This window comes from Streptomyces stoeckheimensis (assembly GCF_045822005.1).
Classification (GTDB): Bacteria; Actinomycetota; Actinomycetes; order Streptomycetales; family Streptomycetaceae; genus Streptomyces; species Streptomyces stoeckheimensis.
Genome location: NZ_CP169550.1, coordinates 4981281 through 4993043 on the forward strand (window position 1 = coordinate 4981281; position 11763 = coordinate 4993043).

11 protein-coding genes are annotated in these 11763 nt (G+C 72.6%); 4 read left to right on the top strand and 7 right to left on the bottom strand.

Annotated elements, in window-relative coordinates; translation table 11 throughout:
- The gene (locus ACE1OC_RS22800; RefSeq protein WP_407838549.1) at window positions 1-690 is read right to left on the bottom strand and encodes a hypothetical protein; all 690 of its coding nucleotides are present in this window, start codon (window positions 688-690) and stop codon (window positions 1-3) included.
- A 110-nt stretch (window positions 691-800) separates the two neighbouring features.
- Between ACE1OC_RS22800 and ACE1OC_RS22805 the strand changes: the two genes are divergently transcribed.
- Window positions 801-1496, top strand: coding sequence for a copper homeostasis protein CutC (locus ACE1OC_RS22805; protein ID WP_407838550.1), 696 nt, complete (start codon window positions 801-803; stop codon window positions 1494-1496).
- Between the two features lie 387 nt (window positions 1497-1883).
- Here ACE1OC_RS22805 and ACE1OC_RS22810 read toward each other — a convergent pair whose 3' ends face one another.
- A complete protein-coding gene (locus tag ACE1OC_RS22810; RefSeq protein ID WP_407838551.1) occupies window positions 1884-3986 on the bottom strand; it encodes a HelD family protein in 2103 nt (700 codons plus the stop codon).
- 321 nt (window positions 3987-4307) lie between these two features.
- On the opposite strand from ACE1OC_RS22810, the gene ACE1OC_RS22815 reads away from it, so the two are divergent.
- The gene (locus ACE1OC_RS22815; protein WP_407838552.1) at window positions 4308-4505 is read left to right on the top strand and encodes a hypothetical protein; all 198 of its coding nucleotides are present in this window, start codon (window positions 4308-4310) and stop codon (window positions 4503-4505) included.
- Between the two features lie 63 nt (window positions 4506-4568).
- Here ACE1OC_RS22815 and ACE1OC_RS22820 read toward each other — a convergent pair whose 3' ends face one another.
- The 4 genes from ACE1OC_RS22820 to ACE1OC_RS22835 all read right to left on the bottom strand — a co-directional run bounded on the left by ACE1OC_RS22820 (window position 4569) and on the right by ACE1OC_RS22835 (window position 9006).
- Window positions 4569-6212 (bottom strand): DNA repair helicase XPB, encoded by a 1644-nt coding sequence (locus ACE1OC_RS22820; RefSeq protein WP_250750761.1) that lies wholly within the window; start codon window positions 6210-6212, stop codon window positions 4569-4571.
- 106 nt (window positions 6213-6318) lie between these two features.
- Window positions 6319-7074 (bottom strand): MBL fold metallo-hydrolase, encoded by a 756-nt coding sequence (locus ACE1OC_RS22825; protein ID WP_407838553.1) that lies wholly within the window; start codon window positions 7072-7074, stop codon window positions 6319-6321.
- A gap of 115 nt (window positions 7075-7189) precedes the next feature.
- Window positions 7190-8191, bottom strand: coding sequence for a GlxA family transcriptional regulator (locus ACE1OC_RS22830; protein ID WP_407838554.1), 1002 nt, complete (start codon window positions 8189-8191; stop codon window positions 7190-7192).
- 206 nt (window positions 8192-8397) lie between these two features.
- Window positions 8398-9006: a TetR/AcrR family transcriptional regulator gene (locus ACE1OC_RS22835; protein ID WP_407838555.1), complete on the bottom strand. Its 609-nt coding sequence runs from the start codon at window positions 9004-9006 to the stop codon at window positions 8398-8400.
- Between the two features lie 84 nt (window positions 9007-9090).
- Here ACE1OC_RS22835 and ACE1OC_RS22840 point away from each other — a divergent pair, with 84 nt between their 5' ends.
- Together ACE1OC_RS22840 and ACE1OC_RS22845 are read left to right on the top strand one after the other, a co-directional pair.
- Window positions 9091-9705 (top strand): peroxiredoxin-like family protein, encoded by a 615-nt coding sequence (locus ACE1OC_RS22840; protein ID WP_407838556.1) that lies wholly within the window; start codon window positions 9091-9093, stop codon window positions 9703-9705.
- A 9-nt stretch (window positions 9706-9714) separates the two neighbouring features.
- Window positions 9715-10197: a GNAT family N-acetyltransferase gene (locus ACE1OC_RS22845; protein WP_407838557.1), complete on the top strand. Its 483-nt coding sequence runs from the start codon at window positions 9715-9717 to the stop codon at window positions 10195-10197.
- 82 nt (window positions 10198-10279) lie between these two features.
- Here ACE1OC_RS22845 and ACE1OC_RS22850 read toward each other — a convergent pair whose 3' ends face one another.
- Entirely contained in the window at window positions 10280-11554 is a 1275-nt protein-coding gene (locus ACE1OC_RS22850) for an LAETG motif-containing sortase-dependent surface protein (RefSeq protein WP_407838558.1), read from the bottom strand.
- Between the last annotated feature and the right edge of the window lie 209 nt (window positions 11555-11763).

An 11763-nucleotide genomic window follows, 5' to 3' on the forward strand; every position in this document is an offset into this window, starting at 1 on the left:
CTACGCGGAGGCCTCGCCGGGCTCGGCCAGCTCGGCCAGCTCGGCGGTCAGGTTCGCGCGGGCCGGGGCCTCCCAGTGCGCAGCCCCGTAGGCGGTGCGGAAGAGGCGGGGCAGCTCCAGGAGCTGGCGCAGCACGGCGGCCCGGCCCGCGCGGAAGGCCTCGTCGGGGACGAAGCCGTACTCGGAGCGGACGGCTGCCGCGTAGGCGGCGTACTCCTCGGTCGTGCCCGCCAGGACGCCCAGGTCGGCGTCGCAGAGCAGCTCGCCGTTGGCGTCGCCGGGGGCGGGGTCGTGGGTGACGGTGAGGCGGACGAGGCGGGCCACCTCGGCGGTGCGGGCCCCGTCGATGCCGAGCTCGGGCAGGGCGCGCTCGGCGAGGGCGGCGCTGCGTTCCTCGTTCTCGGAGCGGTCGGGCCGGTAGACGGCGTCGTGGAACCAGGCGGCGAGCTCGACGGCGGCGCGGTCGGCTGCCGCGTCGTCTGGTGCGAGTACGTCGATGCGTGCGAGGACGTCGGCCAGGTGCGCGGTGGTGTGGTACTTGCGCTGCGGCTCCGCCCAGGCGGTGAGGAGGCGGTCGGCGTAGGGGGCGGGGTCGCGGTCGGGGGCGGCTCCGGCGGCGGCGGTGGTGGCGTGCCAGCGGGCGCGGAGGTTCTGCTCGCGGTGCGTGTCGGAAGTCATGGCGGATGTCATGCGCACATTGTGGTGGTGGCGTGATTGTGCTGGTGGAGGGTGGGCGAAGGCCCGTACCCTGGATATTGGACTAGACCTATTTTCCAATGCGGGACGAAGGATGGGATTACATGAGCAACCGTGCGCTCCTGGAGGTGATCGCCCTCGACGTGGAGGACGCGGTCGCGGCCCAGGCCGGTGGGGCGGACCGACTCGAACTGGTCACCGACATGGCCGCCGACGGGCTCACCCCGCCGCGCGAGACCTTCGCGGCGATCCGGGCGGCGGTCGACATCCGGCTGCGCGTGATGCTCCGGAAGGCGGACGGCTTCTCGGCGGGTTCCGCGCAGGATGTGGAACGCCTGGTGGAGGAGGCGCGGGCGCTGCGTGCGGAGGGGGCGGAGGAGTTCGTGCTCGGCTTCCTGAACCCCGACGGCAGCCCCGACCTCGTCGCCGTCGAGGCGGTCGTGGCGGAGCTCGGCGGCTGCGGGTGGACGTTCCACCGCGCGATCGACCGGGCGGCGTCCCGTGACCAGCTCCGCAAGGCGGTCGCGGAGCTGCCCGGGCTCGACACCTACCTGACCGCGGGTGCGGCGGGCGGGGTCGACGAGGGCCTGCCGACGCTGCTGGCCGAGGCGGCGAAGTCCGGCACCCCCGGCTACGAGCCGCGGATCCTGGTCGGCGGCGGCCTGACCCTCGCCCACCTGCCGGTGCTGCGCGAAGCGGGCATCGACGCCTTCCACATCGGCGGCGCGGCTCGCCCGGCGGGCTGGGACCGGCCGGTGTCGGCCGAGGCGGTCGCCGCCTGGCGGACGTCCCTGAGCTAGCCCGCCTGGATCGCCGGCGTCGGGTGGGTCGGTGCCGGGGCCGGGGTGGGGTGTCGGCCTGGACTGCATGATTTAGGCGCCCTGTCCTCGGCTCCGACAGGGTGAAGCGTGTTCTCGCGCCACAAATCACGCTCTACGTCCAGGCCGACACCCCACCCCGTCCCCGTCCCCGCCCCGGGCCGCCGCAGCAAGTTCAGCCGTCCGGCGTTTGAGGACCGGGGTCTGGGGCGGAGCCCCAGGGGTCCGGGCGCAGCCCGGGGCCCTGCTTTGGGCCCGTCCGGCGTTTGAGGACCGGGGCAGGGCCGGCCCTGGGAACGGTGGAAGGGCGGGTCGGGGATTTCGCCCCGCAGGGTCGCCCCGCCTGCGGCGGCGGAGGGATCCCGGGGGTCAGGCCAGGGCCTCCGGGAGGGGGGTTGTGTGGAGGAGGGTGAGGCCGGAGACGGCTCGGGTGAGGCAGACGTAGAGGCGGCGCAGGCCCGTGCGTTCGTCGGGCTCGCCCGCGACCACGTCCGCCGGCTCGTGGAGGACGACGTAGTCGTACTCCAGGCCCTTGGCCAGGGAGGCCGGGACCAGGGTCAGGCGGGACTCCGCGGTCGTCTCCTCGCCGGGAGAGAGGTAGGGAAGGCCCGCCGCCAGGAGGGCCTCCGCCAGTTCCGGGATCCGCGCGTCCGCCGCGATGAGGCCGATCGAGCCCTCGTGCACGAGCGAGGCCCGGCAGGCATCGATCACCGCCGGGGGGAGGGAGGCGGCGGAGTCGACCGTAGTGACGATCAGTGAGCCCGGGGTCTCGCGGACCGAGGAGACCGGCGACAGGCCGGGCGAGATCGCCGGCAGCAGCCGCGAGGCGTAGGCGATCACCTCGCGCGGCACGCGGAAGCCCGCCGTCAGTTCCTCCAGCACCGCACCCGGCTTGCCCAGATGCCCCAGCGCCTCGTCCCAGCTGCGCGTCGCCCACGGGGTCGTGCCCTGCGCGAGGTCCCCGAGGACCGTCGCCGAGCCGGTCGTGCAGCGCCGGCCGACCGCCCGGTACTGCATCGGGGACAGGTCCTGCGCCTCGTCGATGACGACGTGGCCGAGCGAGTGCGTGCGCTCCACCAGGTCCGTCGCCTCGTCGATGAGGACCAGGTCCGCCGCCGACCACTTCACCGACTTCACGCTGCGCGCCGGCTTGGACCAGAGGAGCAGCGACTGTTCGTCGGAAGACAGGATCCCGTCCGCGTGCGCCGCGAGGAACTCCGGGTCGGAGAGGAGGCGCAGGACCAGCTTGGCCGGTTCCACCAGCGGCCACACCGTTTTGACCACGGCCTTCACGGCGGGATTGCGCGCCACCGCGTCCTGGACCCGGTCGTCGGGCGCCTCGCCCGCCTGCTCCATGCGGACGAGGACCGCGTGCGCGATCCGCTGCGGGAGGGCGTCGCGGGCGGCTCCGTAGCGGATGTCGCGGTTCTGGAGCTCGGCGACGATCTCGGCGATCTCGTACGCGGGCACCCGCCAGCGGCGCGATCCGCGGACCACCATCAGCGGTTCGACCGGCTCCGATACGTGCGAGTGGACCGCGCGGCGCAGGACCTCCGCCATCCGGGCGTCGCCCTTGACCACGGCGGTTTCGGCGGCGTCCGCACCGCGTACCTCCAGGTCCGCGCGGGCGACCAGATCGTCGACCGTGGCCTGCTTCACCTCAAGCTCGCCGAGGGCGGGCAGGACCTGCTCGATGTAGTGCAGGAAGGAACGGTTCGGCCCGATGACCAGGGTGCCGGTACGGGCGAGGCGGTCGCGGTGCGCGTAGAGGAGGTAGGCGACGCGGTGCAGGCCGACGGCCGTCTTGCCGGTGCCGGGACCGCCCTGCACGCAGACGGAGCCGGAGAGGCCGGAGCGGACGATCTCGTCCTGCTCGGGCTGGATCGTCGCCACGATGTCGCGCATGGGACCCACGCGCGGGCGCTCGATCTCCTGCTGGAGCAGCTTGCTGACGGACGCCGCCTCGGCGGGGTCGGAGAGGTGCTCGTCCTCGTACGCGGTCAGCTCGCCGCCCGTGTAACCGAAGCGGCGGCGCAGCCCGATGTCCTGCGGGTCGTTCTTGGAGGCCCGGTAGAAGGGCTGGGAGACCGGCGCGCGCCAGTCGATCACCATCGGATCGCCGCCGGCGTCGTGGACGTGGCGGCGGCCGATGTAGAACTGCTCGCCCTCCGCGCCCTCGGCGAGCTCCGCGCCGGGCGCGTGCAGGTAGTTGAGGCGGCCGAAGAAGAGGGGGGTGTGGGCGAGGTCGGCGAGGGCCTTGATCCGGTCGTCGATCTGGGCCTGGAGGACGATCGCGTTGACCCAGTTCGCGGTGACGTCGCGGATGTCGAGGTTCTGCACGTCCTCGCGCATCGCGCGGAGCGCGGACCGGGAGGCGGCGAGGTGGGCCCGCTCGCGGCCCAGGGGGTCGGTGGCGGCTGCGTCGGCTGCTGATGCGGCGTCGGAGTCTGTGACGTGGGCGTGCGCGGGCACGGAACTGCCTCCATCTGCTGAGGACCTGCGTGATGCGGGCGGACGGGCCCGCCGGTTTCCGAGCGGCGGGCGGCGCTCCCGGTGACGCGGCGGGAGGCGGCAAGAGCGGAGATTCTAGTCCGCGTGGACGTGCCGCGCGAATGGATAAGGGGGGCCGAAAGTCCTTCGGGGAGGTGACCCCGTACGGGGGGTGTTCGGGCCGTGTCCTCCTTCGGACAGAGCCCGTAGGGGGAGGCATGGGCCGGGAGGAGGAGGGAGCAGAGCCGGAGGTTCAGCCCTCAGGGCGATGTGACAACCCCGGCGAAAACCGACCATGGATACATGAGCACCGCAACCTACACCCCGGTCCAGGGTCGCCGCCCTAGCGGCGCCACCGCCACCTCCGACACCCGCCGCCCCCGCCACAGCGCCGGCAGCGTCCTGCGCGCCGCCAAGGTCTTCGCGGCGACCGCCGTGAGCGTCGTCGTCCTCGGTGAGTACGCCGAGAACGCAGCGGACGCGGGCGTCATACGCCGCTGAGGCCCCGCTCACGGCGCGCAGGCTCCGTGAACAGGACCTCGTGGGGTTCGGCCACCCCGTCCGTCAGCCGTCGGCCAGCAGCTCGTCGGCGTCCATGATCCGGTAGGCGTAGCCCTGTTCGGCCAGGAAGCGCTGGCGGTGCGCGGCGAAGTCCTGGTCGATGGTGTCGCGCGCGACGACCGAGTAGAAGCGCGCCTCGTGGCCGTCCGCCTTCGGGCGCAGCACGCGGCCCAGGCGCTGGGCCTCCTCCTGGCGGGAGCCGAAGGTGCCGGACACCTGGATGGCGACCGTGGCCTCGGGCAGGTCGATGGAGAAGTTCGCGACCTTCGAGACGACCAGCACGCTGATCTCGCCCTCGCGGAAGGCGTTGAAGAGCTTCTCGCGCTGCGCGTTGGAGGTCTCGCCCTTGATGACGGGCGCGTCGAGGTGTTCGCCGAGCTCGTCGAGCTGGTCGATGTACTGGCCGATGACCAGCGTCTGCTCGCCCGCGTGCTTGGCGACGAGCGCCTCGGTGACCTTCCGCTTGGTGGCGGTGGTCGCGCAGAAGCGGTACTTCTCCTCCGTCTCGGCGGTCGCGTAGGCGAGCCGCTCCGACTCGGTCAGATTGACCCGTACCTCGACGCAGTCGGCCGGTGCGATGTAGCCCTGCGCCTCGATCTCCTTCCACGGGGCGTCGAACCGCTTGGGCCCGATGAGGGAGAAGACGTCCGACTCGCGGCCGTCCTCGCGCACCAGCGTCGCGGTCAGCCCGAGGCGGCGGCGTGCCTGGAGGTCGGCGGTGAACTTGAAGACCGGTGCCGGCAGCAGGTGCACCTCGTCGTAGAGGATCAGCCCCCAGTCCCGCGAGTCGAAGAGCTCCAGGTGCGGGTAGATGCCCTTCCGCTTCGTCGTCAGGACCTGGTACGTGGCGATCGTGACGGGCCGGATCTCCTTGCGCGTACCGGAGTACTCGCCGATCTCCTCCTCCGTCAGCGAGGTCCGCTTGATCAGCTCGTGCTTCCACTGGCGGGCGGAGACGGTGTTCGTGACGAGGATCAGCGTGGTCGCCTTGGCCTTCGCCATCGCGCCGGCGCCGACCAGCGTCTTGCCGGCGCCGCAGGGCAGCACGACCACGCCGGAGCCGCCGTGCCAGAAGCCCTCGACGGCCTGCTGCTGGTAGGGGCGCAGCGCCCAGCCGGTCTCGTCGAGCTCGATCGGGTGCGCTTCGCCGTCCACGTACCCGGCGAGGTCCTCGGCGGGCCAGCCCAGCTTGAGCAGGGTCTGCTTGATCTGTCCGCGCTCGGAGGGGTGCACGGCGACGGTGTCGGCGTCGAGGCGCGCGCCGACCAGCGGGGCGATCCGCTTCGACCGCAGGATCTCCTCCAGCACCGGCCGGTCGGTGCTGGTCAGGACCAGCCCGTGGACGGGGTGCTTGGAGAGGGTGAGCCGGCCGTACCGGGCCATGGTCTCGGCGACGTCGACGAGCAGCGCGTGCGGGACGGGGTAGCGGGAGAACTCCACGAGCGCGTCGACGACCTGCTCGGCGTCGTGCCCGGCGGCGCGGGCGTTCCACAGCCCGAGCGGCGTGATCCGGTACGTGTGGATGTGCTCGGGAGCGCGCTCCAGCTCGGCGAAGGGCGCGATGGCGCGCCGCGCGGCCGCGGACAGCTCGTGGTCGATCTCGAGGAGGAGTGTTTTGTCGCTCTGGACGATCAGTGGACCATTCACACGCAGCGCCCCGTTTCACTCTGGCCAAACCTCCAGTGTGCCGCATCCCCGCATGTTCAGGAACATGGCGCTCGGAGAGCCCCAGGTGGTGCGGGGTCCACGGGGGTCAGGCCGTTTCCCCGGCGCGGGTGGTGAGGCGGCCGGCCGCTGCGCGCCGGTACAGGCGTTCGTGCTCCCGGTCGGCCCAGCGCCGGACCCGGTCGGGTTCCAGCGGGGAGCCGTGGCCGACGTGGAGTCGCGTGGGGTTGAGGGCGAGCATCTCGCGGAGGCTGGTCAGGTTGCGCTGCGGGTCGTCGTGGAACGGCGGATTGGCCGGCTTGCCCGGGATGAGGCCCATGAAGGAGTTGGCCACCAGGTCGCCCGCGACGAGGTCTCCGTCGTCGGTGAGGACGGAGATCGATCCGGCGGTGTGTCCGGGGGTGGGCATGATGCGGCCTGCGATCCCGAAGTCCTCCAGGGAGGTCTCGCCGCGGATCAGTACATCGGGGTCGAGGGGTTCGGCCTGGACGTGCAGCTCCTTGTTCCGGTCCATGACGCGGCCCATCGGGCCGGTGGGCAGGTACGGTTCGCGGACCCGGCCGGAGCGGTACGGTCCGAGGTCCGCGATGTGGCCGGCGACGGGCGCGCCGGTGAGCCGGTGCAGTTCGGCGGCGGAGCCGAAGTGGTCGATGTGCCCGTGGGTGATGACGATCAGCGAGACGTCGCGGGGGTCCACTCCGTGCTCGGTGATCCGGTCGTGGATCTTCCGGCCGCTGCCGGGTGTCCCGGCGTCGACGATCACGGGCCGGCGGCCCAGGAGCAGGTACGCGTTGATGGCCGTGCGGCCCATGACGGGGATGGGGATGACCTTCGTGCGTGACATGGCGTCCTCCATGAGGTGACGTACGGTCGCTGCCCGTGCGGGCATGCCGGGGATCCGCCGGACTGCCGGCGGATGGTCGGGGTGTGGGGTGTGGGGTGTGGGGTGGGGACAGGCCCTAGCGGAATCGGCGCCGGTATTCGGCGGGAGTGGTCCCCAGCCGGCGCTGGAAGGAGCGGTGCAAGGTCTCCACCGAGCCGAGGCCGCTGGCCGCGGCGATGTCCGGCAGGCTGCCGTCGGTCTCCTCCAGCAGCCGGCGGGCGGCTTCGAGGCGGGCGGACTCCACGTAGGCGGCGGGCGTGCCGTGGGTGCGCTGCCGGAACAGCCGGGAGAAGTGGCGCACGCTCAGGTGCAGCCGCGCGGCCAGGGCCTCCGCGGTGAGGTCCTCGGTGAGGTGGTCGGCGATCCACACGCGCAGGTCGTCGATCCGGTCGCCCGACGTGGCCGGGGCGGAGAGCGGAACGCTGAACTGGCTCTGCCCGCCGGAGCGCTTGACGTACATGACCATCATCCGTGCGGTGGCCAGGGCGAGGGCCTGGCCGTGGTCCTCGGCGACCATCGCCAGTGCCATGTCCAGCCCCGAGGTGACACCGGCGCAGGTCCACACGCTCCCGGACCGGATGAAGATCGGGTCCGGGTCGACGGCGACCCCGGGATGGTCGGCCGCCAGCCGGGCGGCGGTGAGCCAGTGGGTGGTGGCGGACAGTCCGTCGAGCAGGCCCGCCGCGGCCAGCAGGTGCGCTCCCGCGCAGATCGACCCGGTCCTGCGCGCCGTCGGCGCCGCTTCGCGCAGCCAGTCGGTGACCTCGCTGTCGATGACGGGCTCCACTCCGTCGCCGACCAGGTCGACGGCGCCGGCCACGAGCAGGGTGTCGACCCGGCCCCGCACCTCGTCGAGGGTCAGGTCCGCCAGCAGCCGGACGCCGCTGGAGGTGGTCACCGGCCCGCCGTCGGCCGTGGCGATCCGGACGAGATAGCCGGGGTGACCGGGGTGGCCGGAGTGGCTCGTACCGGCGACCCGGGTGGCTACCGAGAAGACCTCGGCGGGGCCGGTGACGTCCAGCAGTTCCACACCGGAGAAGGCCACGATGACGACTCTGTGCGGTGCGGATGCGGGCATGTGCCGATCATTTCGCCCTGCCCTGATGGCCGCAATGACGAGGTTCTGTCAGATCCGGCCACCCCGGTGCCGGGAGTGCCGCTACGCCCGCCCGGTGGCGAAGGCGAGGATCTCGGCGGCGCCGTCGAAGGCGGCGTAGGTGCCGGAGGGGCACGGCATGCGGTGCGGTCTGGGCGGGAACGGTGGCTGTGTCGGTCACCGGCGGATCACGCCAGGCCGCGCAGGAGCAGCTTCAGGCCGCCCTCGAACTCCCGGTCCGGGGTGACCGCGCGGGCGTCGCGGGCGGTGGCCGACATGTACGGGAACTCGTGCGGGGGGAGACCGGCGATGGCGGTGGTTCCGGGACCGGCCAGCGGGCCGAGGTGTTCCAGCTGCGTGGCGCCGATCACGTAGGCGACGAGCGCGCGCAGCGCGATCACCCGCTCCTCGGCCTCGATGCCGGCCTCGGTGAGGACGCCGAGCACGGTTTCCGACCAGCGCAGCCCGCTCGGCGAGCGGTGCCGGTGCGTCAGGGAGAGCGGCAGGGCGGCCGGGTGGGCGCCCATGGTGTCGCGGAAGCGGCGGGCCAGGACCGTGATCCGGCCGCGCCAGGGCCCCGGGGGCGGCGGGGTGGTGTCGACGCGGCTGAGGACGAGTTCGACGACGAGTACTTCGAGTTCCTCGCGGCCCGGGACGTAGCGGTACAGGGCCATCGGGCTGGTGCCGAGCTCGGTGGCGACGGCGCGCATGGTGAGGCCGGGGAGCCCGTCGCGGTCGATGACGGCGAGGGCGGCGGCGGCCAGTTGGTCCGGGGTGTGCGAGCGGGGGCGCGGCATGACGGTTGACAGCGTACGGCATACGCCTACGCTGGGGAGGTAGGCGTACGGCATACGCCTACGCCTGTCGAGGGAGGGTTTCCCATGCTCGAACCCGGTTCCGTGGTACCCGTACGCCTGCTCACGCCCGTCACGCCCGTCACGCCCACCGAGTCCATCGGGGACGGGGCCGCCGTCCCCGTGCCCGACCCGGAGCGGCTCGTCCATCTGCAGTTCCGGCGCTTCGCCGGCTGCCCCGTCTGCCACCTCCACCTGCGGTCCGTCGTGCGGCGCCACGCGGAGATCGAGGCCGCCGGGATCCGCGAGATCGTGCTCTTCCACTCCTCCGCGGAGGAACTGCGCCCGCACACCGCCGACTTCCCCTTCGCCGTGATCGCCGATCCGGGGCAGCGGCTGTACCGGGAGTTCGGCGTCGAGTCCTCCCCGCGTTCCCTGCTGGACCCGCGCGCCTGGGGCCCGGTGGTGTGGGCGATCGCCCGGTCGGCCGTCGAGGTGGCGCGCGGGCGGGAGCGGCTGCCCGCCCCGCGGCAGCCGGGCGGACGGCTCGGGCTGCCCGCCGACCTGCTGATCGGGCCGGACGGGAGGGTGCTGGCCGCCAAGTACGGGGAGCACGTCTACGACCAGTGGTCCGTGGACGAGCTGCTCCGGCTGGCGGCGGCGGCCCGAAACTCCGTGGGCGCCCGGAGAGCTCCTGCGTAGGGTCGCCGCATGAGCAGCGATCAGCAGACCTTCGTACCGCCGGCCGAGGTGTTCGAGGTGCCCGTCCGGCTCGTCGGGGAGGGCTTCCGGCTGGAGCCCCTCGGGCCCGAGCACAACGAGGGGGACCTCGCCGCCTGGAGCGGGAGCATCGAGCACGTGCGCGCGACGCCCGGCTTCCTGGGCGACTGGCCTCCGGAGGAGGGGATGAGCCCCGAAGCCAACCTCGCCGACCTGGTGCGCCACGCACGGGACTTCGCCGAGCGGCGCGGATTCACGTACAGCGTCCTGGAGGGGGAGCGGGACGGTACGGGCGAGGTCATCGGGTGCCTCTACATCTACCCCGGGAAGGCGGACCCGGAGCGCGTGCACGTCACCTCCTGGGTGCGCGCCGACCGGGCCGCGTTCGACAAGACGGTGTACGAGGCCGTCGTGCGCTGGCTCGCCGAGGTCTGGCCGTTCGACGCGGAGCGCATCGACTACGCGGCGAGGTGAGCACGGCTGGGTGAGCAAGGCCGAAGGGGCCCGGCCCACGCGGTGCGTGGACCGGGCCCCTTCGGGTCGTCGTACGGGGCCACTAGCCGCGGACGGTGCGCCGACGGCGGGCGAACCAGGCGACCGCTCCGCCGAGGCCGATGAGGACGGCGGCCAGGCCGGAGTACAGGGCGGTGTTGGAGTCCGAGCCGGTGTGCGCGAGGGAGCCGGTCGGCTTCGGGGTGTTCCCCGTGGCCGGGGTCGTGGTGGCCGCCGGAGCGGTGGTCACCGGAGCGGTGGTCGCGGAACCGGTCGGGGCCGGGGTGGTGGGCGCCGGGGAGGTCGGGGCCGGGGTGGTCGGCGCCGGGGAGGTGGGCGGGGTGGTGGCGGTCTTCGGGCCGAGCTGGAAGGGCTGCTCGGCGCCCTCGAACTGGTAGGTGTTGCCCTCGGCCAGCCCGACCATGGTGGAGACCTTGACGTCGGTGAGCTTCTTCAGCTTCGACTTGGGGCCGAGCTTGACCTGCACGTGCGTGATGACGTCACCGGAGGCGGCGCCGTAGCCCTTCGGGATGACCGGCAGCGTGCCCGTGCCGTTGCCGCCCGTCAGGTCCTTCCACTCGCCGCCGACCTTGACGCGGGTCTGGATGTCGGCGTCGTCCTTGCTGTCCACGTCCACGTTGAAGAAGGTGCTGAGCGCGGTGTTGAACTCGCCGTCACCGGTGACCCGGTAGCGGACGTCCATCTCCTGGCAGTCGGGGGTCTCGGTGTCCGCGCAGGGGCTCAGCATGTCGAACCAGGTCTCCAGCGCACCGGGCTTGGAGGCGGGGCCGGTCTTGAAGGCCAGGGAGCCCTCGCCGCCGTTGGCGATCTCGTTCGCGAAGCTCGACGCCCGCAGGGTGAAGTCGCCGTTGAGGGTCGGGTAGTTCTTGCCGAGGCCGATGGTGACCTTCCAGACCATCTTGCCGCCGGCCGGGATCTCGAAGCCGTCCTGGGCGTTCTTGCCGGCCGGGTAGAACAGGCCCTGCCACCCGCCGTCCTGCTGCCCGACCTTGGACTCGGTGGCGGGGGCGGTCACCGCTTCGACCTTGTAGACCACGTCGCTCTGCTGGAGCGGGCTGCCGCCGGTGTGGTCGAGGAGCATCCACGGGTGGTAGGAGGAGGACTTGTCCGTCGGGTTGGCGACCGTCAGGTCGAAGGTCTCCGTCGCACCGCCGCGGGTCAGCGGGCCGCTCGGGACCGGCGCGCTCATCGTGGTCTTCAGCGCCTGGGGGTTGCTCTCCTCGGCGGAGGCCGTCACCGGCATCAGGACCGTACCGGCGATGGCGGCGGCGACGACGGAGGCGGAGGCGGTGCGGAGGGCGGCGGTGCGAGCGGACATGGTGGACTCCCCCAGGAATCTTCAAGATCAGACGGCAGTGGCGGCCGAGAGGCCGAGAGGCAGAGCAGAGGTTGAGCGGCCGAGCGAGGCGATGGCCGGCGGTCGAACGCCGGTCCGTTGGTGCTTGGTTCTCGCTGGCGGTCCGGCTTCTTTCCCCCCGGTCGCTGCTGCGATGAGCTGATCTTCACACAGGCCACATCCCCAATCAG

Excerpts from the sequence above, each read along its gene's own strand:
- ACE1OC_RS22800 (WP_407838549.1), bottom strand. The coding sequence starts at position 690 with ATGACATCCGCCATGACTTCCGACACGCACCGCGAGCAGAACCTCCGC.
- ACE1OC_RS22805 (WP_407838550.1), top strand. The coding sequence starts at position 801 with ATGAGCAACCGTGCGCTCCTGGAGGTGATCGCCCTCGACGTGGAGGAC.
- ACE1OC_RS22815 (WP_407838552.1), top strand. The coding sequence starts at position 4,308 with ATGAGCACCGCAACCTACACCCCGGTCCAGGGTCGCCGCCCTAGCGGC.
- ACE1OC_RS22825 (WP_407838553.1), bottom strand. The coding sequence starts at position 7,074 with ATGTCACGCACGAAGGTCATCCCCATCCCCGTCATGGGCCGCACGGCC.
- ACE1OC_RS22830 (WP_407838554.1), bottom strand. The coding sequence starts at position 8,191 with ATGCCCGCATCCGCACCGCACAGAGTCGTCATCGTGGCCTTCTCCGGT.
- ACE1OC_RS22835 (WP_407838555.1), bottom strand. The coding sequence starts at position 9,006 with ATGCCGCGCCCCCGCTCGCACACCCCGGACCAACTGGCCGCCGCCGCC.
- ACE1OC_RS22840 (WP_407838556.1), top strand. The coding sequence starts at position 9,091 with ATGCTCGAACCCGGTTCCGTGGTACCCGTACGCCTGCTCACGCCCGTC.
- ACE1OC_RS22845 (WP_407838557.1), top strand. The coding sequence starts at position 9,715 with ATGAGCAGCGATCAGCAGACCTTCGTACCGCCGGCCGAGGTGTTCGAG.
- ACE1OC_RS22850 (WP_407838558.1), bottom strand. The coding sequence starts at position 11,554 with ATGTCCGCTCGCACCGCCGCCCTCCGCACCGCCTCCGCCTCCGTCGTC.